This is a genomic window from Thalassobaculum salexigens DSM 19539 (assembly GCF_000423805.1).
GTDB classification, from domain to species: Bacteria; Pseudomonadota; Alphaproteobacteria; order Thalassobaculales; family Thalassobaculaceae; genus Thalassobaculum; species Thalassobaculum litoreum.
In genome coordinates this window covers 245,502-272,009 of sequence record NZ_AUIR01000012.1, presented here as the reverse complement: position 1 = coordinate 272,009, position 26,508 = coordinate 245,502, and the positions used below count along the sequence as shown (strand labels likewise).

Annotated in this window: 19 protein-coding genes; 12 read left to right on the top strand and 7 right to left on the bottom strand. The window is 67.3% G+C overall.

What is annotated here, in order from left to right; all coding sequences use genetic code 11:
- Window positions 1–5 precede the first annotated feature (5 nt).
- Window positions 6–761 carry an aspartate/glutamate racemase family protein gene (locus G578_RS0101245; RefSeq protein ID WP_028792712.1) on the bottom strand — a complete coding sequence of 252 codons (756 nt, stop codon included), beginning with the start codon at window positions 759–761 and terminating at the stop codon, window positions 6–8.
- Window positions 762–1,220: 459 nt separating this feature from the next.
- Here G578_RS0101245 and G578_RS0101240 point away from each other — a divergent pair, with 459 nt between their 5' ends.
- The 5 genes from G578_RS0101240 (at window position 1,221) to G578_RS0101220 (ending at window position 6,184) form a co-directional block, all read left to right on the top strand.
- Window positions 1,221–2,042, top strand: a complete 822-nt coding sequence (locus tag G578_RS0101240; protein ID WP_028792711.1) for an NAD-dependent epimerase/dehydratase family protein — start codon at window positions 1,221–1,223, stop codon at window positions 2,040–2,042.
- Between the two features lie 51 nt (window positions 2,043–2,093).
- Window positions 2,094–3,023 carry a 5-dehydro-4-deoxyglucarate dehydratase gene (gene kdgD / locus G578_RS0101235; RefSeq protein WP_342664888.1) on the top strand — a complete coding sequence of 310 codons (930 nt, stop codon included), beginning with the start codon at window positions 2,094–2,096 and terminating at the stop codon, window positions 3,021–3,023.
- Window positions 3,024–3,205: 182 nt separating this feature from the next.
- Window positions 3,206–4,192: a TRAP transporter substrate-binding protein gene (locus G578_RS0101230; protein WP_028792709.1), complete on the top strand. Its 987-nt coding sequence runs from the start codon at window positions 3,206–3,208 to the stop codon at window positions 4,190–4,192.
- 108 nt (window positions 4,193–4,300) lie between these two features.
- Window positions 4,301–4,888: a TRAP transporter small permease gene (locus G578_RS24095; RefSeq protein WP_084618600.1), complete on the top strand. Its 588-nt coding sequence runs from the start codon at window positions 4,301–4,303 to the stop codon at window positions 4,886–4,888.
- 12 nt (window positions 4,889–4,900) lie between these two features.
- Window positions 4,901–6,184 (top strand): TRAP transporter large permease, encoded by a 1,284-nt coding sequence (locus G578_RS0101220; RefSeq protein ID WP_028792708.1) that lies wholly within the window; start codon window positions 4,901–4,903, stop codon window positions 6,182–6,184.
- Window position 6,185: 1 nt separating this feature from the next.
- On the opposite strand, the gene G578_RS0101215 is transcribed toward G578_RS0101220, so the two are convergent.
- Window positions 6,186–7,091 (bottom strand): SMP-30/gluconolactonase/LRE family protein, encoded by a 906-nt coding sequence (locus G578_RS0101215; RefSeq protein WP_028792707.1) that lies wholly within the window; start codon window positions 7,089–7,091, stop codon window positions 6,186–6,188.
- 15 nt (window positions 7,092–7,106) lie between these two features.
- Window positions 7,107–7,802, bottom strand: a complete 696-nt coding sequence (locus tag G578_RS0101210; RefSeq protein ID WP_028792706.1) for a FadR/GntR family transcriptional regulator — start codon at window positions 7,800–7,802, stop codon at window positions 7,107–7,109.
- A 264-nt stretch (window positions 7,803–8,066) separates the two neighbouring features.
- Here G578_RS0101210 and G578_RS28025 point away from each other — a divergent pair, with 264 nt between their 5' ends.
- From G578_RS28025 to G578_RS0101175, 7 genes are all read left to right on the top strand, one after another.
- Complete coding sequence (locus G578_RS28025) at window positions 8,067–11,975, top strand: response regulator (RefSeq protein ID WP_051243504.1); 3,909 nt, start codon at window positions 8,067–8,069, stop codon at window positions 11,973–11,975.
- 13 nt (window positions 11,976–11,988) lie between these two features.
- On the top strand, window positions 11,989–12,918 hold the full coding sequence (locus G578_RS30270; RefSeq protein WP_028792705.1) for a GGDEF domain-containing response regulator: 930 nt from the start codon (window positions 11,989–11,991) through the stop codon (window positions 12,916–12,918).
- Window positions 12,919–13,086: 168 nt separating this feature from the next.
- Complete coding sequence (locus G578_RS0101195; RefSeq protein ID WP_156907158.1) at window positions 13,087–14,118, top strand: BMP family protein; 1,032 nt, start codon at window positions 13,087–13,089, stop codon at window positions 14,116–14,118.
- Entirely contained in the window at window positions 14,118–15,665 is a 1,548-nt protein-coding gene (locus G578_RS0101190; RefSeq protein WP_028792703.1) for an ABC transporter ATP-binding protein, read from the top strand. Before G578_RS0101195 ends, G578_RS0101190 begins: the two co-directional genes overlap by 1 nt.
- The gene (locus G578_RS0101185) at window positions 15,655–16,704 is read left to right on the top strand and encodes an ABC transporter permease (RefSeq protein ID WP_028792702.1); all 1,050 of its coding nucleotides are present in this window, start codon (window positions 15,655–15,657) and stop codon (window positions 16,702–16,704) included. Before G578_RS0101190 ends, G578_RS0101185 begins: the two co-directional genes overlap by 11 nt.
- A gap of 3 nt (window positions 16,705–16,707) precedes the next feature.
- Window positions 16,708–17,652, top strand: a complete 945-nt coding sequence (locus tag G578_RS0101180; protein WP_028792701.1) for an ABC transporter permease — start codon at window positions 16,708–16,710, stop codon at window positions 17,650–17,652.
- Window position 17,653: 1 nt separating this feature from the next.
- The gene (locus tag G578_RS0101175) at window positions 17,654–18,943 is read left to right on the top strand and encodes an amidohydrolase family protein (protein WP_028792700.1); all 1,290 of its coding nucleotides are present in this window, start codon (window positions 17,654–17,656) and stop codon (window positions 18,941–18,943) included.
- 125 nt (window positions 18,944–19,068) lie between these two features.
- Here G578_RS0101175 and G578_RS24085 read toward each other — a convergent pair whose 3' ends face one another.
- Genes G578_RS24085 through G578_RS0101155 form a run of 4 tightly spaced genes read right to left on the bottom strand, consistent with a single transcriptional unit; the run spans window position 19,069 to window position 26,352 of the window.
- On the bottom strand, window positions 19,069–19,686 hold the full coding sequence (locus G578_RS24085) for a glutathione S-transferase family protein (RefSeq protein WP_051243502.1): 618 nt from the start codon (window positions 19,684–19,686) through the stop codon (window positions 19,069–19,071).
- Between the two features lie 20 nt (window positions 19,687–19,706).
- Window positions 19,707–20,588 (bottom strand): transglutaminase family protein, encoded by an 882-nt coding sequence (locus G578_RS0101165; protein ID WP_028792699.1) that lies wholly within the window; start codon window positions 20,586–20,588, stop codon window positions 19,707–19,709.
- Between the two features lie 8 nt (window positions 20,589–20,596).
- Window positions 20,597–22,999, bottom strand: a complete 2,403-nt coding sequence (locus G578_RS0101160) for a circularly permuted type 2 ATP-grasp protein (RefSeq protein WP_051243499.1) — start codon at window positions 22,997–22,999, stop codon at window positions 20,597–20,599.
- A gap of 2 nt (window positions 23,000–23,001) precedes the next feature.
- Window positions 23,002–26,352 (bottom strand): transglutaminase family protein, encoded by a 3,351-nt coding sequence (locus G578_RS0101155; protein WP_028792697.1) that lies wholly within the window; start codon window positions 26,350–26,352, stop codon window positions 23,002–23,004.
- Window positions 26,353–26,508: the final 156 nt, after the last annotated feature.

Sequence of the window (26,508 nt, the reverse complement as noted above, 5' to 3'; positions counted from 1 at the left end):
TCCGGTTACTCGGCCGCTTTGAGGGGGGGCTGCGGTGCATGGCGGGCGAGGGCGCCGGAATAGGATTTCATCCGGGGCGGGGCATAGGCGCCGCGCTTACAGGTCTTCAGACCGAGCCCGACCAGCGCCTCGGCGAACTTCACCGCCGCGGCCACCCCGTCGATCACCGGCACGCCCGTCTCCCGGGTCAGCGCGTCGGCCAGATCCGTCATGCCGGCGCAGCCCAGCAGCACCGCCTCGGCTCGGTCCTCCTCGATGGCGGCGAGCACCTGTTCGCGGACCTTCGCGGCCGCGGCCCCGCCTTCCTCCTCCAGCGCCAGGACCGGAATGGAGGCGGCGCGGACCCGGCGGCAGTGGCGCTCGAAGCCGTATTTCAGGGCCAGCGCCTCGATGATCGGGATCGCGCGGTCCAGGGTGCTGACCACCGAGAAACCGTGGCCGACCATGGAGGCGGCCGCCATCGCCGCCTCGCAGATGCCGACCACCGGCACGTCGACAATCTCGCGGCAGGCCTCCAGGCCCGGGTCGTCGAAACAGGCGATCACCACCGCATCGGCGCCGGCGGCCACACCCTTCCGCGTTTCCTCCAGCAGGCCCGGCAGGCAGAACGCCTCGTCGTAATGTCCCTCGATGCTGACCGGTCCGTCGGCCGGGTTCAGAGCGACGATCTCCGTGCCGGGTGCCGCGACCGCCACCGCGGTCTCCCGGATCTTGTCGGTCATGGAGGCGGTGGTGTTGGGGTTGATGACGAGGATGCGCATGATCAGACCAGTTCTCCTCGGTTCTCCCTCGGCCGTTCCCCGGGTCGTTCCCCGGGCCGTTCCCAGGGCGTCGACGGCGCGGATCGCGAAAAGGACGACATCGAACAGCAGTGTATTCAGCGATCCGCCCGCCTGGGAAGGGCGCGCGATCCCTCCCGGAATCGGCCGAAGCCCTCCGCTGTCGGATCGCGAAGCAGGTTCCGTGCCATGGGCTGAGGCCCGGTTTCCCGCCATTTCCAGTCTGCAAATCAACGGCTTCGCCCAATATTTGGGCAGGTGGTGGGCGGATTGCGGCCAATCGGCCGGTGCCGTGTCCAAACGCGCTCTATACGTGCGGACCGTTCGGTAGCCAGGCGGGTAAGGCCACCAATCGATCCCCTGAAATCGGAAAACGGCTGGACGCATTGGTCATATGTAGTTAGATCAATAAGGCATATTAATCATATGGATGTGTCCGCTATGAAACGAGTGCTTCTGACCGGCGCCGGTGGCGGGATCGGCAAGCGCATGCGCCGCGAGTTGAGCGGCGCCTATCCGATCCTGCGGGTGTCCGACCTGACCGACCTCGGTCCGGCCGCCGACGGCGAGGAGATCGTCGTCGGCGATATCTGCGATCCCGGCGACCGCGCCCGCATGGTCGACGGTGTCGACGGCATCATCCATCTGGGCGGTCTGTCGGTCGAAAACCCTTGGGAGGACATCCTGCGGGTCAATATCGACGGCACCTACCGGCTGTACGAGGCCGCCTTCGAGGCCGGGGTGAAGCGGATCGTCTTCGCCAGCTCGAACCATGCGGTCGGCTTCTACCCGCGCGGCCACATGCTCGACGGCACCGAGCGGCCGCGTCCGGACTGCCGCTACGGGCTGAGCAAGGTGTTCGGTGAGGGCCTGTCCCAGTATTTCGCCGACAATTACGGCATCGGCATCCTGTCGGTGCGTATCGGCTGGTGTTTCGCCAAGCCGGAGACCCAGCGCCAGCTCGGCTGCTGGGTGAGCATCGGCGACCTGACCCGCCTGTGCCGCCTCGGTCTCGAGATCCCCGAGTTGCACCACGAGATCGTCTACGGCGTCTCCGACAATTCGCGCACCTGGTGGGACAACAGCACCGCCAGGCGCCTGGGCTTTACGCCGCAGGACACGGCAGATGTCTGGATCCCGGAGGTCGACGCTTCCGATGTGCCCGAGCCCGGCAACGAGGTTGCCCTCGGGGTGCAGGGCGGTCCCTTCGCCAGCACCGAATACCAGGGCGATCCCGGCCGCGTCGTGCCCGCCAAACGCTGATCCACAACCGGTCCGATCCAACCGACTCATCCGACCCAGGGGGAATCCTTCATGCCCATGTCGCCACAGGAACTGAAAGCCAAGATGGGGTCGGGGCTGCTGTCCTTCCCGGTCACCCATTTCGACGCCAATCTGGAATTCGCCGAAGGGCCGTATCGCGAGCATGTCGCCTGGCTGTCCTCCTACGACGCCGCGACCTTGTTCGCCGCCGGCGGCACCGGGGAGTACTTCTCCCTCGGACAGGACGAGTTCCCCTGGATCATCGCCGCCGCCGTGGGCGCGGCCGAGGGGCGCTGCCCGGTGGTCGCCGGCTGTGGGGTGAACACGCGGCGCGCCATCGCCGACGCCAAGGCGGCTGAGGCGGCGGGGGCCGACGGCGTGCTGTTGCTGCCGACCTATCTGATGGGCGGCACCCAGGAGGGCCAGTACGCCCATGTGAAGGCGGTCTGCGACGCGGTGTCCATCGGCGTGGTGGTCTATAACCGGGCCAGCTCGGTGCTGAAGGCCGAGACCGTCGCCCGGCTGGCCGAGGCCTGTCCGAACCTGATCGGCTTCAAGGACGGGGTGGGGGAGATCGATCTGGTGACCCGCATCCGCGCCACCCTGGGCGACCGGCTGGTCTATGTCGGCGGTATGCCGACCCACGAGCTGTTCGCCTCGGCCTATGACGCGGCCGGCTTCTCCACCTATTCCTCGGCTGTGTTCAACTTCGTGCCGGAGCTGGCGCTGTCGTTCTACGCCGCGCTGCGGGCCGGCGACCACGCCACCATGGACCGGATCCTGCACAGCTTCTTCTATCCGTTCGCCGATATCCGCGACCGGGTGCCGGGCTATCCCGTCGCGCTGATCAAGGGCGGCCTGAAGGCGGTTGGGCGCGATCCCGGATCGGTGCGCCCGCCGCTGGTGAACCCGACCGAAAAGGACGTCGCCGATCTGGCGGCGGTGATCCGCGATGCGGCCCCACTCAGCTCCGCAGCCTAAAACATACGATCAATGGACAGATAGATTGACCAATTCCCGAAAGGGGGCATACTTCTCTCCAAAATAGAATTCCGCCCGAGGACCGAACCGGACAACCGGACAACCGGCGGCCGCCGGGCGGATGCTCGCCAAAGCGCGACTCAAAAAGCCCGGGCAAATCGGGCAACCATAGGGAGGACGAGATGAAACTGATCGACAGGATTGGTGCGACCGCCGCTGCGGTCGTCGTGGCGGCCGGACTTTCCGGCGCTGTCCAGGCGGCCGAGTGGAAGGGCTGGAACATCCACGTTCCGGACTATCCGAACACGGTCGCCATGGACAAGTTCGCCGAGCTGCTGGACAAGAACAGCGACGGGCGGATCACCCTGAAGATGTTCCATGGCGGTGTGCTGGGCAGCCAGCCGGACGCCATCGAGCAACTGCGGATCGGCGCGATCGAGATCGCCAACTTCAACCTCGGTCCGATCGGTCCGGTGGCGCCGGAGGCGAACGTCGTCTCGCTGCCGTTCATCTTCAAGGACCAGGACCACATGCACCGCGCCATGGACGGCGCGCCCGGAGAGCAGATCAGCGCCGGCATGGAGAAGATCGGGATCGTCGCACTCGCCTGGTACGATTCCGGCGCGCGGTCCTTCTACAACACCAAGAAGCCGATCAATAAGCCCGACGACGTCGCCGGCATGAAGGTGCGGGTCATGAACAACGACCTGTATTCCGGCATGATCTCGGCCATGGGCGGCAACCCCTCGCCGATGGCCTTCTCCGAGGTCTATCAGTCGCTGAAGACCGGCGTGGTCGACGGGGCGGAGAACAACTGGCCGTCCTACGAGTCCACCGGGCATTTCGAGGTCGCCGGCTTCTACTCCATGTCCGAGCACCTGATCATCCCGGAATGCGTCTGCATCAACGCCGATGTCTACAACGCCCTGTCGGACGCCGATAAGGAACTGGTGCGCAACGCGGCCCGCGAATCCTCCGTCCTGCAGCGCGAACTCTGGGCCAAGCGGGCCGAGGCGAGCCGCGAGAAGGTCATCAAGGCCGGTGTGAAGTTCAACGACATCGCCGACAAGAAGGCCTTCCAGGACGCGATGAAGCCGGTCTACGCCAAATTCCTGGAATCCAACCCCGACCTGAAGCCCCTGGTGGAAGCCATCCAGGCCACGCAGTAAGGGCTTCCTGCAAGGCCGCCGGAACGGTCGGTCCCACGACCTCCGGCGGCCCTTTTTCTTTCCCGCGGCCCGGGTGCCGCACCGGATCTTCAGGGGTGGTGCGCCGCGATGCATACGCCGAGTTCGCAGACCGACGCCGGCCGCAGGGGGCCGCTGCATGCAGCCCTCCAGCCGTTCTACCGGCTCCTCGACGCCGTCTGCCAGGTCAGCCTCGTCGTTTCGGGGGCCGCCATGGTGACCCTGACCGTGATCTTCGGCTGGCTGGTCTTCGGCCGCTACGTGCTGAACGCCACCCCGACATGGGTGGAGCAGGTGGCGCTGCTGCTGGTCGCGCTGATCGGCTTCCTCGGCGCCTCGACCGGCGTGCATGAGCGCTCGCATCTGGGCGTGTCGTATTTCCGCGATATCGCGCCGCGGCCGATGCGCCTGGCGATGGAACTGCTGACCTACCTGATCATGGCGGTGTTCGGCGCCGTGATGATGGTCAACAGCTACAAGCTGGTCCTGTTCAAGTGGAGTGCGGAGATCCCGCTGATCCATCTGCCCGAAGGACTGCGCGCCGTGCCCCTGACGCTCTGCGGCGCCTTCACCCTGGCCTATTCGATCGGCCACCTGATCCGCTTCTTCACCGGCGAACGCCTGGACGACCGGATACTCGAGACGCCGCCCGCCGGCCTCCCGCCTTCCGCCGAGTAGGGAGACCTCACCATGGGCCTGCTGATCCTTCTCGGGGTGTTCGCACTGTGCGTGGTGATCGGGGTGCCGGTCGCCTTCGCCCTGGGCGTTGCCGCCGTCGCCGCCTTCTTCTACGAGGGCCTGCCGATGGTGATCGCGTTCCAGCGCATCATTTCCGGCATCAACGTCTTTTCGCTGATGGCGATTCCGTTCTTCATCTTCGCCGGTGAGCTCATGTTCCACGGCGGCATCGCCATCCGGCTGGTGCGCTTCGCCTCGGCGGCGGTGGGTGCGGTGCGCGGCGGGCTCGGCGTGGTGAATGTGTTCTCCTCGATGCTGTTCGGTGGCATCTCCGGCTCGGCCGTGGCCGACATCTCGGCGCTGGGCTCAATCCTGATCCCGGTGATGAAGGAGAAGGGCTACGACGACGACTACGCGGTCAACGTCACCGTCACCTCGTCGATCGCCGGCATCCTGGTGCCGCCCAGCCACAACATGATTCTGTATGCGATCGCCGCCGGCGGCGGGATTTCCATCTCCTCGCTGTTCCTGGCCGGCGTCGTGCCGGGGATGCTGATGTGCATCTGCCTGGCCGTCGCCGCCTATCTGATCGCGGTGAAGCGCGGCTACAAGGCGGAGACGTTTCCGGGGATGAGTGCCCTGCTGCTGACCTTCGTGGCGGCGATTCCCGGGCTGTTCACCGCCGTGATCATCGTGGGCGGCGTGCTGTCCGGGGTGTTCACGGTGACCGAGTCCGGCGCCTTCGGCACGCTCTACGCCTTCGCGGTGACGCTGATCGTGTACCGCTCGATGACCTGGCGGGCGTTCAGCACGGCGGTGATCAACTCGGTGCGCACGACCTCGATGGTGCTGATCCTGGTCGCCTCGGCCACGGCCTTCGCCTACATGCTGACCTTCTATCAGGTGCCCAACAAGATGATCGAGTTCATGACCGGGGTCTCGGAGAACCCGATCATGATCCTGCTGATGATCAACCTCATGCTGCTGGTGCTGGGGATGATCATGGACATGGCGGCGCTGATCCTGATCTGCACGCCGATCTTCCTGCCGGTGGTGGTGGCCTTCGGCATGGACCCGGTGCAGTTCGGCATGATCCTGATGATGAACCTGGGCCTGGGCCTGTGCACGCCGCCGGTGGGGGCCTGCCTGTTCCTGGGCTGCGCCGTCGGCAAGGTGCCGATCGAGCGGGCGGTGCGCACGATCTGGCCGTTCTACGCGGCGATCCTGGTGGCGCTGGTGCTGACCACGTTCATCCCGGCGATCTCGCTGACCCTGCCGAACTGGCTGGCCGGGTAGGTCAGGCCGCGCAGGGCGGGGGTGCGTAGCCGGGGACGCCGGGGTTCAGGGCGAAGAGGCCGCCGGCCCTGGGCTGGCGCGCCTCGCTGCCGGGGGTGATCAGGCCGGGGCCCATGCAGGTCAGATAGAGGGTGTCGAGCCGCGGACCGCCGAAGGCGAGGCAGGTCGGCTTCTCCACCGGCACCTCGATGATGCGGTTGATGCCGCCGGCCGGGGTGATGCGGACCACCTGCCAGCCTTCGATTCCGGCCATCCAATAGCAGCCCTCGGCGTCCATGGCGGCGCCGTCCGGCCGTCCGGCGACCTGGCGGGTGTCGAAGAAGACCCGGCGGTTGGTCGGCGTGCCGCTCTCCAGATGGAAGTCGAAGGCCCAGATGGTGCGGACCGCCGGGTGGCTGTCGGACAGGTACATGACCGACCCGTCCGGCGAGAAGGCGAGTCCGTTCTGGGTGTACAGCCCGTCCAGGATCCGCGGAGAGGTGCCATCGGCATCGAGCCGGAACAGCAGCCCGTTTCCGGGCTCTCCCGCGGCTGCGTTCGCCGGGCCGGCCTTCGGCATGGTGCCTGCCCAGAACCGCCCGGCCGGATCGACGCAGCCGTCGTTGAACCGCATGCCCGATGCACCCGGCGCCTCGGCGTTGAGTATCTCGACCGCGCCGGTCGCCGGATCGAAGGCACACCAGCCGTCCTCAAGTCCGACCACGGCCTCGCCGTCCGCCCGCGGTGCGACGCAGCCGATCGCCGACGGCATCGCCCAGGTCTCGTTCTTGCCGGTTGCGGGGTCGAACCGGTGCAGGGCAGGGGCGGCGATATCCACCCACCAGAGTCGCTGGGCTGACGCGTCCCAGACGATACCCTCGCCCAGGGTGGCGCCGGCATCCAGCACGCAGTCGACGGTGGAGGTCATCGGCAACCGCTCCTCTCAGAGCGAGGCGCGGTAGCGGGCGATGCTGCCGCTCAGATGCGCCCGCATGGCATCGCGCGCCCGGTCGGCATCCCCGGCGCTGATGGCGTCGGCGATGGCCAGATGCTCCTGATGCACCCGCTGCAGATAGTCGTGGCTGATCAGCCGCGCCCGCTGCTCGGCCGACAGGGAGCTGCGGGGGATCGCGTTGCGGCCGAGGGATTCCAGAAAGCCGGGGAACAGGGCGTTGTTGGTCCCTTGGGCGATCGCGTCATGGAACGCGATGTCGAGTTCGACGGTCTTCGCGCCGGTCTCCAGCGCGCGGCCGAAATCGGCCATATGCTCGCGGATGCGCGCGTCCTGGGAGAGGGTGCGCCGGGTCGCGGCGAGGCCGGCGGCCTCGACCTCCACCGCCATGCGCAGCTCCAGCAGATCCAGCGCCTGGTACATCTGCCCCGGCAGAAAGGACGGCATGCCGCGCGGACGGGACAGCACCGGGTCGAGCACGAAGATGCCGGCCCCGCGCCGCGGTTCGACCAGGCCCTCGGCCTTCAGCACCGCCACGGCTTCGCGGATCACGGTGCGGCTGACCCCGAACTCGGCCTCCAGTTCCTTTTCCGTGGGCAGACGGTCCCCGGGTTTCATGGGACCTTCTGCGATCTTGGCGCGCAGCGCCTCGGTGGTCTGCTGGGTAAGACTGATGCTGCCCGTCATTGGCGCCGGCCGATCTCCCGGGTATTCTTGGTGTGTCGGACCAAGATGCCGTTCATGTACGACTTTTGGTTATCTTCGTCAGATATATTTAACCCGTAATCTGAAGTGATGGAATGCCCGTACGCAGGGGCAGGGCCGTTCGCCGGGGTTGGGTCATTAACGTTTCGCTTACCGCCCATGCGTTACCAAGGTTTTGGAGCGCCGCGTCACTGTGTGGAGCAGATTGTGTCGCAGTGACTGGTTTAGTCGAATGGAGGCGCCGGGGTGCGCTTTTCACTGCGGACATTAACGATCGGCCTGGTTGGCCTGCTTTTCCTGGCGGGAGCCTTCGGAATCGGCGCGACGGTCTGGGTCAACCATCGGGTGGCGGAGACCCAGGAGAGCTGGAACGCGTATCGCGACGCCAGCGCCGTGCGGGCCCGGTCCCTGGTCGAGATCACTGACTATCTGGGCTATGGCGGTGCGATCCATCACCTGCTGAACTTCGTCCTGCGCGGCGACTACGACTATATCGACTCGCTTCATGCCGACCTCGGTACGGTGCGCTCGGCGGTCGAACGCTACCGCACGGTCGACATCACGCCCAAGGAAAGGGCCGCGCTCCGCGAGATCGAGGACCTGGTCAACGTCCTCTACGACCGGTCAGAACTCGCGCAGGTCATGCGGGCCTATGGCAACACCCCGAAGGAAACGGCGCGCGCCATGGCGCTGTGGTCGCCGGGGGTGCTGTTCGCCCTGGATGACCTCCACCAGGCCGAGTCGGCACGGCGTGCCGTTCATTCAGACAAACCGACCAAACTTGAGCTGCTGCGTGAATTCCGGCGGGATATCGGCTTTGGCGGCATGATCGACTTCTTCAAGAAGCTCGTGCTGCTGGGCGACACCGCCTTCGCGCCAATGGCCCGACGGGGTGTCGAACTCGGGAGGGCCACGATCGAACGCTATCGCGCCCTCCCGCTGACCGAGCAGGAATCCAAGGCGCTGGAGGTCATCGACACCACCCTCTACTTCTACGATCTCAACATCGACATCGCGCTCAGCATGGTCCAGGGCGGCGCGCCCGCGTCGGCGGTCGATGCGGCGATCAGGGTCGATGATGGCTCGGCCCTAAAGGCGCTTGTCGTCCTCGAGAAGGCCATCGCCGAGGAGGCGAACCAGCTCACCCAGACGATCCATGGCAACCTCACCGCGGTCTCCCGTCTGACCAATATGCTGGTGGTGATCTTCTCCATCGGTGCGCTTGTGATCGGCACGGTGATCGCCAGCATCGTCCTCAACGCCGTCCAGCGCCCCCTGTCCCATATCACCGACGCCATGGTTCGGATCCCGACCGGAGACCTCTCCCCCGTGGAGAGCGTGGAGAGCCGGGTGCGTGAGGTGGCCGACTTGGCGGGATCGTTGGAGGTGTTCCGGCGCTACGCCTCCGAGCTCGACATGACGGCGGCGATCCTTCACCAGTTCCAGGAGCTGTCGACCGACGTCACGCTGACGACGGAAGAGCGTATCCGGCGCATTCTGCAGCTTGGCGTCGACCATTTCGGTACGGAACTTGGTACCGCCAGCCGCACGGCGGACGGCCGCTACATCGTCGAGCATTCCGTCGGAACCGGTCCGATCCGGGTGCCTGGAACCACCTTCGATCTGGAGACCACATACTGCCGGCACACCCTGGCCCATGAGCGCGCGCTTGCCTTCCATGACGTGGCAGAGAGTACGCTCGCGGATGCCGAGTGCTTCCGGATCTTCGGGCGGCGGACCTATATCGGCGCGCCGGTGATCGTCGAGGGTGCGGTCTATGGCACGATAAACTTCTCCTCCATCGAGCCGCGGGATCGGCCGTTCTCCAAGAGCGACCTGGTTCTCGTCGAGATGATGGGCCGCTGGCTCGGGATGGAGCTGGAGCAGGACCGGACGATGAAACGCCTGTCCGAGGCCCGCGACGCGGCCGAGGAGGGAACCCGGGCCAAGTCGTCCTTCCTGGCGAATATGAGCCACGAGATCCGCACGCCGCTGAACGGCATCATCGGCCTGAGCCGGCTGCTGGCCCAGACCAGCCTCAATCCCAAGCAGCTCGATTACGCCCAGAAGGTCCTGTTCTCGTCCGAGAACCTGCTCGGCATCATCAACGACATTCTGGACTTCTCGAAGATCGAGGCCGGCCAGATCTCGATTGAGAAGACCGAGTTCCGCCTGATGAAGGTTATTGAGAACGTCACCGCGATGGTGGCGCCGCGGGCGGCCGAAAAGGAGCTGGAGTTTCTGATCAGCGTCGATCCGGATACGCCACAGGAACTGGTCGGCGATCCGCTCAGGCTCGGTCAGATTCTCACCAATCTCTGCTCCAACGCCATCAAGTTCACCTCGGAGGGCGAGATCATCGTGTCCGTGCGGCCGACCGAGATGATCGACGGTCGAGTCGAGCTTCTCGTTTCGGTGCGCGACAGCGGGGTCGGGATGACGCCGGAGCAGCTCGGTCAGATCTTCCGGCCCTTCACCCAGGCGGACGTGTCGACCACGCGGAAATTCGGCGGCACCGGGCTCGGGCTCACGATCTCCAAGGAGCTGGCCGAGCGGATGGACGGGCGCATCTGGGTCGAGTCGGAGCCCGGCGTCGGGTCGACCTTCCACTTCACCGCCCGCCTCGAGCTGGGGACCACCAGGGCGAAGCCGCAGGCGGTGCTCCCGGCCGATCTGCGCAGCCTTCGGGTCCTGGTGGTCGACGACAACCAGATGGCCCGTCTGGTGATCGGCGACACCCTGCGGGCCATGGGCTTCGAGGTCGATGTGGCGGTGGACGGGCCGTCGGCCCTGCGGCGGATCGGCGTCGACCGGGGCGAACTCACCTACAACATCGTGCTGATGGACTGGATGATGCCGGAGATGGACGGCATCGAGACGGCGCGACGGATCCGCGAGAACTGCGGCGACGGCCCGCATCCCGCGACCATTCTGGTCTCGGCCTATATGCCGGACGAGGCCGTGCTGGCCGCGACCGAGTCGGGGCTGGCCGGCTATGTGGCCAAGCCGGTCAACCAGTCAACGCTCTTCGACGCGATCGCCACGGCGGTGGGCAGGCGCACGGGCCAGCGCTATGCGCGCAACGCGGCGTCCCGCCGCCCGCCGATTACGGTTCTGCCCGGTCTGCGTGTGCTGCTGGCCGAAGACAACGAGATCAATCAGGAGGTCGCCGTCGCCGTGCTGCAACAGCAGGGTGTCAGGGTCGACGTGGTCGACAATGGCCAGGACGCGGTCGAGCGCGTGTTCGAGGCCGGACCGGGGTATTACAACGCGGTCCTGATGGATGTGCAGATGCCGATCATGGATGGCTTTGAGGCGACCCGACGCATCCAGCACGACGACCGCTTCAGAACGCTCCCGATCATTGCCATGACGGCGCATGCCCTGGAGGAGGAGCGCCAGAAGTGCTTCGCCGCCGGCATGTGCGACCACGTGGCCAAACCCCTGGGCGAGGAAAGGCTGTTCGAGGCCCTGGCCCGTCACTGTGAGGCGGCCGAGAGCCGTCCGGCTGCGCAGCCGGAGCCCGCCATGACCACGCCATCCGACCCGGAGACGCCGATGATCATCAACGTGGACAGCCTGACGACGATCGATACGGACGAACTCCGCCGTGCCCTGCCTGACGATCTGATCTCGCGACTTCTGCTGAAGTTCCGTGAAGGTCAGGCCGACACCGGGCAGGCGCTTCGAGTGGCCATTGCGGAGGGGGATCGCGATCAGGCGCGCCGGATCGCCCATCAGATTCGGGGCGTGGCGGGCAACCTGCGGGCGCTGGCGGTTTTCGAGGCTTCCAAGGCGCTGGAATTAAAGATCGATGCCGACGGTCTGGTTGATGCGGCGGCGATAGGCGAACTGGCGCAGGACCTCGCCGATGCGCTGGCCGACGTGATCGCCGATATCGATGCGGCTACCGCTCAGGAGACGGCGGGAGCCAATCTGGTGCCGTTTCCGACCAAGGCGGGTCCGGCCGATATCCGCGCTCTGGTCGAGCAGCTGCGGTCCGGCGATATGGAAGCGGAGGACACCTGGCGGGCGCTGGAGCCGGCCCTGCGGGCGCGTGACGGCGCCGTCGCGGAGGAGGTCGCAACGGCGATCGACGACCTGAACTACGGCGCGGCCGCCAGCAAGCTCAGCGCCTTGCTGAACACGGGATGAGGACGGTCAGGCGATGAACACCGATCTCGATATCTCCGGTTCCCGCATTCTCATCGTCGACGATGCGCGCGAGAACGTGCGGATTCTGGCGACGATCCTGAAGGATGTGGCAGCCGTGTCGTTCTCGCTCGGCGGGATGGATGCTCTGACCAAGGCCAAGGCGACCCTGCCGGACCTGATCCTGCTCGATATCGAGATGCCGGACATGAACGGCCACGAGGTCATCATCCGGCTCAAGAGTGATCCGCGCACCGCGCTCATTCCGGTGATCTTCGTCACCAGCCATGCCGACGTGGAGGATGAGGAAGCGGGCCTGCGCCTCGGCGCGATCGACTACATCACCAAGCCGTTCAACCCTGCCATCGTCCGGGCGCGGGTCAGCAACCAGCTCATGCTGCGCGCCTATGCCAAGCAGCTCGAGGACCTGAACGTCGAACTGGAGCGGCTGGCGACCACCGATTCCCTGACCGGCCTCGCCAACCGCCGCGCCTTCCGCGAGCGGATGACCCAGGAACTCCGGCGGCTCGACCGGTATGGCGGCGAAGCCTGTGTGATGATGATGGACCTCGATCACTTCAAGTCGGTGAACGATTCCTACGGCCACGACGCGGGGGATGCGGTCCTGCGTGAGGTGGCCGAACGGGTCGCCGGTCAGTTGAGGGAGACCGACACGTTCGGCCGGCTGGGCGGGGAGGAGTTCGCCATCCTGGCCGCCGGCACGCCGGTCGATCAGGGTGCGCTCGTGGCCGATCGGGTGCTGCGCTCGGTCCGGGAGGAGCCGGTGGTCTGGAACGGGCTCGAGATTACCGTGACCACGAGCGTAGGCATGACGCCGTTGCGGGCCGGCGACGGCTCGATTGACGCCGCCCTGGCCCGGGCGGACCAGGCGCTGTACGCGAGCAAGAACGCCGGCCGGGACCGCCTGGAGGTCCAGGCCGCCTAAGTTTTTGCTGCGGTGCGGTGCCTGCGCCGGCCGCCGCGCCATCCCCAAGAATTTCAACGATATCCCGTCTTTATTGCGCCCGCTAAAGGACTGCGGCAGCATGGGCTTGTCACGGTGCACAAACCGTCGTGAGCCGATTTCCGCAATGACAGGGACAGGGGTGGTGTCATGAAAAAGAATTTCCCGATGAGTCGGGCCGGCTGGACCCGGCGCGGTGTGCTGGGCGCGTCCGGTGCCGCCATGGCCGCCGGCCTGCTGACCAAGCCGTCGACGCTGTTCGCGGCCGAGCCGATCAAGACCGCCGGCATCTACACCGTCCCGGTCGAGCAGCAGTGGGTGAGCCGCATCCACAAGGCCGCCGAGGCCGCCCAGGCGAATGGCGAGGTGACCTACACCTTCTCCGAGAACACCGCCAATACCGACTACCCCCGGGTCATGCGGGAATATGCCGAGCAGGGCGTGAAGCTGATCGTCGGCGAGATCTTCGGCGTCGAGCAGGAGGCCCGCGAGGTCACCCTGGAATACCCGGACGTGGCCTTCCTGATGGGCTCCAGCTTCCTGGAGGATCCGGCCTATCCGAACCTGGCCGTGTTCGATAACTATATCCAGGACGCCTCGTATCTCTCTGGCATCATTGCCGGATCGATGACGAAGTCGGGCAATATCGGCATGGTCGGCGGCTTCCCGATCCCCGAGGTGAACCGGCTGATGCACGCCTTCATGGCCGGGGCGAAGGAGATGAACCCGGACATCACCTTCCAGGTGAGCTTCATCGGTTCCTGGTTCGACCCGCCGAAGGCCAAGGAGACCGCCTTCGCCATGATCGAGAACGGTGCCGACGTGCTCTATGCCGAGCGGTTCGGCGTGTCGGACGCGGCGCAGGAGAAGGGCATCCTGGCCATCGGCAACGTGATCGAGACCCAGCCGGACTATCCGAACACGGTGGTCGCCTCGGCGCTCTGGCATTTCGAGCCGACCTTCAACGCCGCGCTGGCGAAGGTGCAGGACGGCACGTTCAAGGCCGACAACTACGGCAAGTATTCCTTCATGAAGGAGGGCGGCTGCTCGCTGGCGCCGCTCGGCACCTTCGAGGGCAAGGTTCCGGCCGAGGCCATGGCCCTGGTCGAGAAGCGCGAGGCGGCGATCAAGGCCGGCAAGTACACCGTCGAGATCAACGACGAAGAACCGAAGTCGAGCTGATGCCGACCGATCCGGGGGCGCGGGCTGTCCTGCGCCTCCGCAACATCACCAAGCGGTTCGGCCCGCTGACCGCCAACGATGCGATCACCTTCGACCTGCACGAGGGCGAGGTGATCGCGCTGCTCGGCGAGAATGGGGCCGGCAAGACCACCCTGATGAACATCCTGTTCGGCCATTACACGGCCGACGCGGGCGACATCGAGGTTTTCGGCCACGCCCTGCCGCCGGGCAACCCGCGTGCCGCCCTGGAGGCGGGTGTGGGCATGGTGCACCAGCACTTCACTCTCGCCGACAACCTCTCCGTCCTGGACAATATCATCCTGGGCACAGAGCCGCTGTGGCGTCTGGGGACCGGGCGGGCGGCGGCGCGGGCGCGGATCGAGCAACTCAGCCGCGACTTCGGTCTGGCGGTGCACCCAGAGGCCAAGGCGGGTGCGCTCAGTGTCGGCGAGCGCCAGCGGGTGGAGATCCTGAAGGCGCTGTACCGCGACGCCCGCATTCTCATTTTGGACGAGCCGACGGCCGTGCTGACGCCGCAGGAGACGGACGACCTGTTCGCCACCCTGCGCAAGGCGGTGGCGCGCGGGCTGTCGATCATCTTCATCTCCCACAAGATGCATGAGGTGCTGGCGATCTCCTCGCGGGTGCTCGTGCTGCGCCACGGCAAGCTGGTGGGCGAGGCGGCGACGGCCGACACCGACCGGCACCAGCTCGCGCACCTGATGGTGGGCTCGGAGATCGTAGCGCCCGAGGTCGGCGGGGCGGCACCCGGCGCGGTGCTGCTGCGGTTGCGCGAGGTCTCGACCACGCCGGTCGGCAACGCGGTCGGGCTGCGGTCCCTGTCCCTCGACCTGCGGGCCGGACAGATCACCGGGCTGGCGGGCGTGTCGGGCAACGGGCAGGCGGCCCTGGCAGACCTGATCGCTGGCGAGACCGTGCCGGACTCGGGCGTCTTCGAGGTGGCCGGCGAGGGCGTGGGGGCCTGGACCCCTCGCGCCGCCCTGGACGCCAGGATCGGCCGCATCCCCGAAGACCGGCACCGCACGGGCACGATCTCTGATTTTACGCTGTCCGAGAACGCAGTCCTGGAAGCCTATGAAAAAGAACCCTTTTCCAGGCGCGGATGGTTCGACTGGACGGCGGTCGACCGGCACACGCGGGCGATCATCGAGCGCTACGACGTCCGTTGCCCCGGACCCGATGCACGCATCCGACTGCTGTCCGGCGGCAACATGCAGAAGCTGATCCTGGGCCGCGCGCTTGAGGCCGAGCCGAAGATCATTCTCGCCGTCCAGCCGGTGCGGGGCCTCGATATCGGCGCTGTCACCTATGTGCAGAACCGGCTGATCGAGGCACGGGACGCCGGGGCCGCCGTGCTGCTGATCTCCGAGGACCTGGACGAGATCCTGACCCTGGCCGACGTCATCCACGTGATCTCCGAGGGCCGCCTGTCGCCGGCCTTCGCCCGCGGCACCAAGACCCCGGCGGAGCTTGGTGTGTGGATGGCGGGGCAGGGATTCGAGGAAGAAGATAGCCATGCGGCTTGAACCTGTCGCCGATCCCGGCTGGTCCCGGACCCTCGGCCTGCCGGCGCTGGCGTTGGGCGGGACGGTCGCCATTGCGATGGCACTCGCCCTGGTTGCGGGATCCAACCCGGTCGCCGTGCTCGGGCTGATCGTCAAGGGCGCCGTGGGCTCCAAATTCGCGCTGCTGGAGACCCTGAACCGGGCCACACCGCTGATCTTCACCGGCCTTGCCGTCGCCGTCGCCTTCCGCGCCAAGCTCTGGAACATCGGGGCGGAGGCGCAGCTCTACATGGGCGCGCTGCTGGCGGTGGTCCTGGGCACCGGGCTGCTGCCGCTGCCCGCGGTCCTGCTGCTGCCGATCCTGATGCTGGCCGCCATCGCCGGCGGGGCGCTGATGCTGCTCGGCCCGGCCTTCCTGAAGACCCGGCTCGGGGTGGACGAGGTGGTGACCACGCTGCTGCTGAACTTCGTGATGATCCTGTTCGTGTCCATGCTGCTGGAGGGACCGCTGAAGGACCCCATGGGCATGGGCTGGCCGAAATCGGAGCGGCTGGTCGCCGAGGCGCGGCTGCCGCGCATCGTCGACGGGCTGCGGCTGCACTGGGGCTTCGGCCTGGCACTGATCTGCGCGCTCTTGGTCTGGGTGATGCAGACCCGCACGACGCTCGGCTACGAGATCCGCGCGGTCGGCCTGAACCAGCGAGCCGCCGCCTTCGCCGGCATCCCGGTGACCAAGGTGGTGATCAAGACCGCGTTGATTTCCGGCGGCCTCGCCGGTCTCGCCGGCTTCTCCGAGGTGGCCGGGCTGAAGGGCAGCCTGACCTTGGACCTCAGCCCGGGCTTCGGCTACACCGGCATCATCGTCGCCATGCTGGCCCTGCTGAACCCGCTGGGCGTGGTCGTCTCTGCCCTGTTCGTGGCGGGTGTCTTCGTCGGCGCCGACAGCATGAGCCGGGCGGCGGCCGTGCCCACCTATATCGCCGACATCCTGCTCGCCACGGCCCTGCTGCTGATGGTGCTGGCGATCATGCTGACGCGCTTTCGCGTGGTGAGGGGGTAGGCGGTGGAGATCCTCGACATCCTGATCTCGGCCAGCTTCTGGGCGGCCGCCGTGCGCATCGCCAGCCCGCTGATCTTCGCCACCCTGGGCGAGCTGATCTGCGAGCGCGCCGGTGTGCTGAACCTCGGCATCGAGGGCATCATGGTGGTCGGCGCCTTCGCCGGCTGGATGGCGGTCTATTCCGGCGCCGATCTCTGGGTCGGGGTCGGGGTGGCCATGGCGGCGGGGATGCTGTTCGGGCTGCTGCACGCGATCCTGTCGGTGCCGTTCGGGCTCAGCCAGCACGTGGTCGGCCTCGGCATCACCCTTTTGGCGACGGCCTCAACCTATTTCGCCTACCGGGTGGCTCTGCCGCAGGTCACCAACCCTCCGCGCATCGAGGCATTCAAGGAACTGCCGATCCCGGTGCTGTCGGACATCCCGATCGTCGGGCAGGCCCTGTTCGCGCAGACACCGCTGACCTATCTCGCCTTCGTCACCGCCGCCGTCGTCGCCTTCGTGCTGTACCGCACGCCGCTGGGCCTGGCGGTGCGGGCGGTCGGCGAGAACCCGCATTCGGTGGAGGCCCAGGGCCTCTCGGTGACGGCCCTGCGCATGGGCGCGGTGGTGGTCGGCTCCGGATTGATGGGCGTCGGCGGGGCGTTCCTGACCATGTCCGCCTTCAACTCGTTCTTCTTCGAGATGGTCAACGGACGCGGCTGGATCTGCATCGCCCTGGTGGTGTTCGGCGCCTGGAAGCCGGGCAAGGCGCTGCTCGGCGCGCTGCTATTCGCCGCCTTCGACGCGCTGCAGATCCGGCTGCAGCAGACCTCGCTGGGGGCCGATATTCCCTACCAGATCTTCCTGATGATGCCGTATCTGCTGTCGATCCTGGCGCTCGTGGTGATGTCGCGCCGGGCGGAAGTACCGGCGGCGCTGATGGTGCCGTTCAACAGGGGAGAGCGCTGAGATGTTCGACATCGTCGTGAAGGGCGGCACCCTGCCGGACGGGCGGGTCGCCGATATCGGCATCCGCGACGGTCGTATTGTCGCCGTCGAGCGGCTGGACGACTCAGTGGAAGCGGGTGAGGTGATCGACGCCTCGGGCGATCTGGTCAGCCCGCCCTTCGTCGATCCGCATTTTCACATGGACGCCACGCTCAGCTACGGCCTGCCGCGGATCAACGCGTCCGGCACTCTGCTGGAGGGCATCGCGCTGTGGGGTGAGCTGAAGCAGGTGATGACCGTGGACGAGGTCAAGGAACGGGCGCTGGCCTATTGCGACTGGGCGGCGAGCCTCGGCCTGCTGGCGATCCGCAGCCATGTGGACACCTGCGACGACCGGCTGCTCGGGGTGCAGGCGCTGCTCGACGTGCGCGATGCGGTGAAGGGCTATATCGACCTGCAACTCGTCGCGTTCCCGCAGGATGGGCTGTACCGCGACCCCACCGCCTATGAGAACACGGTGCGCGCGCTGGACATGGGCGTCGACGTGGTCGGTGGCATCCCGCATTTCGAGCGAACCATGGCCGATGGGGTCGCCTCGGTGACGGCGCTCTGCGAGATCGCCGCCGAGCGTGGGCTGCTGGTCGACCTGCATTGCGACGAGACCGACGATCCGATGTCCCGCCACATCGAGACCCTGGCCTATGAGGCCCAGCGGCTCGGTCTCCAGGGGCGGGTGACCGGGTCGCACCTGACCTCCATGCATTCCATGGACAACTACTACGTCTCCAAGCTGCTGCCGCTGATGGCCGAGGCGCAGGTGGCCGCGATCCCGAACCCGCTGATCAACATCATGCTCCAGGGCCGCCACGACACCTTCCCCAAGCGTCGGGGCCTGACCCGGGTGAAGGAGATGCAGGCGCTCGGCATCACCGTCGGCTGGGGCCAGGACTGCGTGCGCGACCCGTGGTACTCGCTGGGCACCGGCGACATGCTCGATGTCGCCTTCATGGGGCTGCACGTGGCGCAGATGAGCGCGCCGGAAGAGATGGCCCGCTGCTTCGACATGGTCACCGCAGAGAGTGCGAAGATCATGCATCTGGACGGCTACGGGCTGGAGGTCGGCTGCACGGCGTCGCTGGTGGTGCTGGATGCCGGCGACAAGATCGAGGCGGTGCGGCTGCGGCCGGACCGGCTCTGCGTGATCGCCAAGGGCAAGGTGATCTCCCGGCAGGCGCGCAATGACGCCCGGCTGTCCATCCCCGGCCGCCCGGAAAGCGTGCGGCGCCGGCACCAGCCGATGGGGTCGGGGTAGGGGTAGCGTGTGCGGGGCTGATCGACCCCCCTCCCGTCGTCCCGAACTTGATTCAGGACCAAGCCGACTGCGCGGGATGCTTGATCCTGACGTGCGTCAGGATGACGGGGGGCGGGTAAGGGGGATCACTGCGGAAACGCCGTGGCCACCGCCGAGGGCCGAGCCCGCAGCCCCTGCCACCAGGCGTGGACGGCCGGATGGGCCTCGATCATCTCCCGTCCCACCGCGGTGCGGGCGAACAGGTCGAGCGCCGGCAGGAAATGCGTATCGGCCAGGGTCAGGGCATCGCCGGCCAGATACGGAGTCTCCGCCAGCCACCGCTCCAGCTCGCCCAGCACTTTGCGCGATACCTCCAGCGCCTTTTCGCGGGGCATCCAGCCTTCCTCCAGGTCCCGCGCCTCGCAGACGAAGATGCTCCAGACCATGGCCGGATAGGCGTAGTTGTCCATGATCCGCATTGCCTGGACTGCGCGGGCCAAAGTCGTGGGTTCGGTCGGCAGTAGCGGTGGCTCGGGATAGCGCGCCTCCAGATAGCGCTGGATCGCGTCGCTCTCGTAGAGCCGGACGTCGCCGTCCTCGAAGGCCGGGATCTTTCCGAACGGATGCAGCTCGGCATACCAGTCCGGCAGGTCGGCCTGATCGAACGGGTCGACGGGGATCAGCTCATACGCCAACCCCTTCTCCTCCAGGCAGAGCCGGACGGTACGGACATAGACGCTGAACGGGCGGCCGTAGAGTTTCATCCTGCCCTCCACCGAATGGCTCACGACCGGACGGCGACCATATCGACCGATTGCGAGGTATCCTGGGAGCCGGCGGTGCGAAACATGCCCTTCACCGGCGCCACGTCGAAATAGTCGCGGCCAATCGCCACCACCACATGATCCTCGCCGGCCATCATGTTGTTGGTCGGATCGAACTCCACCCAGCCCATCTCCAGCCCGCACCAGGCCCGCACCCAGGCATGCATGGCGTCGGCACCCTCGAGCCGGGCGGCGCCCTTGGGCGGGATGGTGCGCAGGAAGCCGCTCACATAGCCGGCCGGCACGCCGATGCTGCGCAGGGCCGAGATCGCGATATGGGTGAAGTCCTGGCACACGCCGTGGCGGGCACGGAAGGCCTCCTCCAGCGGCGTGTCGACGGCGGTCGCCTCCGGATCGAAGGCCATCTCGCGGTGCAGGGCAGTGCAGACCGCGGTCACCGCCTCCAGCGTGCTCTGACTGTCGGCGGTCAGCCGGCCAGCCCAGGTCGCGATCTCCGCGACCGGCGGCACCCTGGGCGAGCGACCACGGAAGTGATGCGGCGCCTCCGACGCGACCGAGTTGAGGGTGTCGAGTTCCTTGGCCAGCCGGCGCAGGTCGGGAGACACGTCGAACAGCGGTTCCAGCGCGGCGCGGTCGACCCGGGCCTGCATCAGGAAGGCGGTCTCCTCCACCGCCTCGTCATAGGAGATGCTGATGCAGCGGTTGTCGAAGAAGTCGAAGGCGAAGCCCTGCTCGGTCGGGGTCGGGCTCACGTCGAGATTGGAGACGATGACCCGCTGGCGGCCCGGCAGGGTGGCCGGGGTCAGCCGCAGGATGTGCCGGCCCGCATCGGCCAGGCTGTCATAGGCGTATTCGATCTTCAAAGTGATGTCGTACAGCATGGCCGGCGCTACCGCAGATAGGTGTCGGCCAGCAGGCCGGACAGGGTGGCGGTGTCGCCCGAGAGCTGCTCCAGTTTGTCCGGGCTGACTTCGCCCGGAGCGGCGGTGGTCAGGGCCGTCTTGATCTCCAGCACCTTGCGCTGGAACGGGGTCATCCGCACCTCCTCGACCGTCACCGGCAGGTAGGACGCGTGGTCGTCGATCGAGACGAGCTGGTTCAGGACCGAGCGCGGGTTCATGTCGTCGAGCAGAAGCAGGTCGATCACCGTGTCGCGGCTGGTTCCGGCGGCGTAGCGGCGGCGGTGGGTCATGATCGAATCACCGACCTCGATGGCGAGATCCAGCGCGCCCTCCGGCGCATCGGCATCGGTGAAGACCCGCAGGAAGTTCATCATAAGCCCGGCGCGCTCCAGCGCCCGGCCGATCCCGAGGAAGCGCCAGCCGGTGAATCGGTACATGTTCTCGTGCACCAGCCCGGCGAAGCCGGCGATCTTGCGCAGCAGCACGCTGAAGGCCCGCGCGGCGTCGTCGCCCGGCTGGATGCGGGTGGCGAACATCTCGGTGGTGCGCGACAGGTCGACCAGGGCGTTCCAGGCGTCGGTGGAGAACCGGTCGCGGATCTGCCCCGAACTGCGCAGGGCCGCCCGCATGTCGTCCAGCACGTTGTCCGGGATCGTCGCCGCGACATCGGCGCCGAGGAACTCCAGGTACTCGGACAGCATCACCGCCAGCGGGTAGTCGCCATCGCCGGTTTCCGCCAGACGGATGTGGTAGGCGCGCAGCAGACGCAGCTTGAAATCCGTGCGCTCGACGTAGCGGCCGAGCCAGAACAGATTGTCGGCCGCCGTGCTCGGCAGGGTCGCGTCCAGCGTCCGCTTGGCCGTGCCGCCGCCGGTCTCCAGCAGGGTATCCGCCGGGCCGGCGTCATCGGACACTACCCAGACGTCGGACACGGCACCGCCGCGCTGCATCGAGATGTCGGCGCTTTCCGCCGAATGGCCGATCCGCGCGAAGCCGCCGGGCATGACCACCCAGCCGCTGCCCGAGCGGGCGACGAAGACCCGCAGGCTCATCGGCCGGGCCTCCAGCTTGCCGTCGACCAGGGCCGGGGCGGTGGACAGGGAGACGATCTCCTGTCCGGCCAGAAGCGGGCCCTGCGCGTCGATCCAGGCCGGATCGACCGGCGTGCCGTCCGGCTTCTTGCCGGCGATCACCACGTTGGGGCCGTGGTCGAAGGGCAGGCGCGTCGACATAGCGCTGTCGATGGTCATGCGTTCCAGGTTCGCCTTGACGTAGTCGCACTCGCCCGCGCCGCCGCACCACCAGGTGGCGATGTTCGGCATGGCGAGCGGCTGGCCGGTCAGGTGCTCGCTCATGCGCGGCATGAAGGCCATGAGCGCGCGGGCCTCCAGCGCGCCGGAGCCGAGCGCGTTGACCATGGTGAAGGAGCCGGAGCGCAGGGCGCCGATCATGCCCGGCGTGCCGAGCCGCGATCTCTCGTTGAGTTCCAACGGGTCGGTCCATTCCGCGTCCAGGCGGCGCCAGAGCACGGAGATCGGCTGCAGTCCCCCGACGGTGCGGACCATCAGCCGGTTGTCCTTCACCGCCAGGTCGGCACCCTGCACCAGCATCAGGCCGAGATAGCGGGCGATATAGGAGTGCTCGAAATAGGTGTCGTTCAGGGGGCCCGGCGTCAGGATCGCCACCCGGCTGCCGTCGCCGTTGCGCATCCCCAGCAGGGTGTCGCGGAACCGGCGGAAGAAGCCGGCCAGCCGCATCACGTTGGTGCTGCTCATCAGCGAGGAGAAGCTGCGCGAGGTCGCCATGCGGGTTTCCAGCGCGAAGCCGGCGCCGGACGGCGCCTGGGTCCGGTCGCCCAGCACCCACCACTTGCCGTCGGGGCCGCGGCCGATATCGAAGGCGATGAAATGCAGGTAATGGCCGTGGCGGGGCTCGATGCCGACCATCGGCCGCAGCCATTCCGGATTGGACGCCAGCAGGCGGGCCGGCACGACGCCGTCGGCGACCAGCCGGTTCGGCCCGTAGAAATCGGCCATCGCCGCTTCCAGCACGTCGGCACGCTGCATCAGGGCGGTGGCGATGTTCTGCCATTCCCCGGCCTCGATCAGCATCGGCAGGTGGCTCAACGGCCAGTCGCGCTCGGTCGAATCGGTCGGGCCGTACTGGCGGAAGAACACGCCGGCATCGCGCAGATACTGGTCGCCCCGGGCCAGCGCATGGTCGAGGGCGTCTGCGTCCAGGGCGGCGAGGTCGCGCAGAAACGGCTGCCAGACCGGGCGCACCCGCCCGGCGCTGTCGAACAGCTCGTCGGCCACGCCCGGCAGAGTGCGGTAGGCATCCAGAAGGGTGCCCCAGTCGGATCGGTCGGCAGCCTGCAGCGGCTTGCTCATTATCAGGTTCCGGCGGCGCGTCTCAGGTCGAGGGTCAAGGGGAACTCGGGGTGAGTCATCTCAGGTGCCGGAACATAGCCCCCCGGCGTATGACCATGATACTCGAACCTTGCGAGCCTGCGCGCATCCGCTTCGTTGGCATTGACCGGGAAGGTCTCGTAGTTGCGCCCGCCCGGATGCGCCACGTGGTACACGCAGCCGCCCAGTGCCCGCCCCGACCAGGTGTCGTAGATGTCGAAGGTGAGGGGGGCGTGGACCGGGATCACCGGGTGCATGGCCATGGCCGGCTTCCAGGCCTTGAACCGGACGCCGCCGACCGCGACTCCGCTGCTCTCGGTGCCGTGCAGCGGCATGCGCCGCTGGTTGCAGGTCACCACATAGCGCCCGGGGTCCAGCGCCGTCAGCTTCACCTGCAGGCGCTCGGTCGAGCTGTCGGTGTAGCGGGCGGTGCCGCCGATCGCGCCGGTCTCGCCCAACACGTGCCAGGGCTCCAGCGCCTGCCGCAGTTCCAGGTGCACGCCCTCGTATTCGACCTCGCCGCAGAACGGGAATCGGAATTCGGCCTGCGCCTCGTACCACTCGGAGCGGAAGTCGAAGCCGTTCAGACGCAGGTCCTGCAGAACGTCCATGAAGTCCGACCACACGAAGTGGGGCAGCATGAACCGGTCGAGCAGGGTGGTGCCCCAGCGGGTGAAGGTGCCGCCGATCGGCGATTTCCAGAACCGGGCGATCAGGGCGCGCAGGAGAAGCTGCTGGGCCAGGCTCATGCGAGGATCCGGCGGCATCTCGAAGCCGCGGAATTCCACCAGCCCCAGCCGGCCGGTGGGGCCGTCCGGCGAGTACATCTTGTCGATGCAGATCTCCGAACGGTGGGTGTTGCCGGTGACGTCGGTCAGCATGTTGCGCAGCAGCCGGTCGACCAGCCACGGCGCCGGCGGCGTGCCGCTGTCCGGATGCGGGATCTGGCCGAGCGCGATCTCCAACTCGTAGAGCGTGTCGTGGCGGGCGTCGTCGATGCGCGGCGCCTGGCTGGTCGGGCCGATGAACAGGCCCGAGAACAGGTAGGACAGGCTCGGATGGCGCTGCCAGTGCAGGATCAGCGAGCGCAGCAGGTCCGGCCGCCGCAGGAACGGGCTGTCCTCCGGGTTGGCGCCGCCGACCACCACGTGGTTGCCGCCGCCGGTGCCGGTATGCTTGCCGTCGATCATGAACTTGTCGGCGCCGAGGCGGGATTGGCGCGCCTCCTCGTAGACGCCTTGGGTGATCGCCACGCACTCCTTCCAGCTCGCGGCCGGATGGACGTTGACCTCGATCACGCCGGGGTCCGGGGCGACGCGGATCACGTTCAGGCGCGGGTCGGTCGGCGGCGCGTAGCCCTCGATATGGACCTTCACGCCGACCTGGGCGGCGGCGCGCTCCACCGCGTCGATCAGGTCGAGATAGTCGTCGGCCCGTTCGACCGGCGGCATGAACACGCACAGCCGGCCGTCGCGCGGCTCCACCGCGATGGCGGTACGCACCGCCCCGCCGATCTCCCCGACCTTCTGCTCGATCACGTTCTGGACGTGGCTGCCGGGGGTGAAGGAGGCGCGGGCCTGATGCGGCGCCGCCTCCTCGGCGGCGGCTTCGCCCGGTCCGCGCTCCGCGTCGAAATCGGGCAGCGGACCCTTGGTCTCCCAGGGGTCGGCGATGTTGACGTAAGGGTACTGCGACGGCGGCACATAGGGCAGGGCGCCGAGCGGCAGGCGGAACCCGACCGGGCTGTCGCCGGGTACCAGGAACACATGCCCGCGGCGGGGCTTCCAGAGTTCCGACTGCCAGCGCCGCGTCTCGCGTGACCGGGACTGCCAGCTCTGCACCGGCAGGACGTAGCCGGCCGGCTCTGTCAGGCCGCGGCTGAACACCCGGGCGATGCGGTGGCGTTCCTCGGCGTCGCGCAGTTTGGAGTTCTCCGGTGTCACGTTCTCCGGAAGATTGGCCTCCTTCAGCACCCATTCCGCCGGGTCCTCGAAGGCGGGGACGACATAGTCGCGCTCGATGGTGAGGTTCTCGGCGATCGCCTTCAGCAGCGCCTCGGCTTCCTTCGGGCCGGCATCCAGCGTCTCGGTCTCGCCGGCGATCAGGTCGGGATCGCGCCAGATCGGCCGCTCGTCGCGCCGCCAGTACAGGGAGAAGGTCCAGCGCGGCAGGGTCTCGCCCGGATACCACTTGCCCTGGCCGTAATGCAGGAAACCCCCCGGCGCGAACCGCTGGCGCAGCCGGCGGATCAGCACGTCGGCCAGGCCGCGCTTCATCGGGCCGACGGCGGCGGTGTTCCATTCCTCGGACTCGAACTCGTCGATCGACACGAAGGTCGGCTCGCCGCCCATGGTCAGGCGCACGTCGCCCTCGCTCAGGTCGCGGTCGACCTTCTCGCCCAGGGTGTCGAGGGCCTCCCAGGCCTCTTCGGAGAACGGCTTGGTGATGCGGGGATGCTCGGCCACCCGCCGCACCGACATGTCGAAGGCGAAATCCACATTGGCGGCACTCGCCATGCCGGAGATCGGCGCCGCGTTGCGGTAGTGCGGGCAGGCGGCGAGCGGAATGTGGCTCTCGCCGGTCAGCAGGCCTGAGGTCGGGTCCAAGCCGATCCAGCCCGCGCCCGGCAGATACACCTCGGCCCAGGCGTGCAGGTCGGTGAAGTCGTGATCGGTCCCCGCCGGGCCGTCCAGGGCGACCAGATCCGGCTTGAGCTGGATCAGATACCCGGACACGAAGCGAGCGGCGAAGCCCAGGTGACGCAGTACCTGGACCAGCAGCCAGCTGGAATCCCGGCACGACCCGCTCGCCAGCTCCAGGGTCTCCTCCGGCGTCTGCACGCCCGGCTCCATGCGGATCAGGTATTTCACCGCCTCAGACACCTGCCGGTTCAGGTCGACGACGAAGTCCACGGTGCCCGTCTGCGACCGGTCGAGGCGTTTCAAGAACGCCTCGATCCGCGGGCCGATCGGCTCGGGGCGCAGATAGATCGACAGATCGTCGCTCAGCTCCTCGGGATAGGCGAAAGGCCATTCCGAGGCGCTCTCCTCCACGAAGAAGTCGAACGGGTTGTAGACCGTCATGTCGGCGACGAGATCGACCTCGATCTTCAGTTCGCGGACCGGCTCGGGAAACACGAAGCGGGACAGCCAGTTGCCGTAGGGATCCTGCTGGTGGTTCACGAAGTGCGTATCCGGCGTGACCTTGAGCGAATGCGAGATCACCCGGGTCCGGCTGTAGGGGGCCGGGCGCAGGCGGATGATCTGCGGGCCCAGGCTGACCGGGCGGTCGTAGCGGTAATGGGTGAGGTGGTGGATCGCGGCCTTGATCGACATGACTATCCAGATGGTTGCAGCGTCCGAAGGTACCTTAGGAGGTTATATCGCAATGGCGAAACGTATTACGAGGCCCCTCTCCCCGACGCCGCGGCGTCGGGTGTGTATGTCGCTTCGATTGCTGTCGCAGCCCACAAATGTATAGTGGGGCAGACC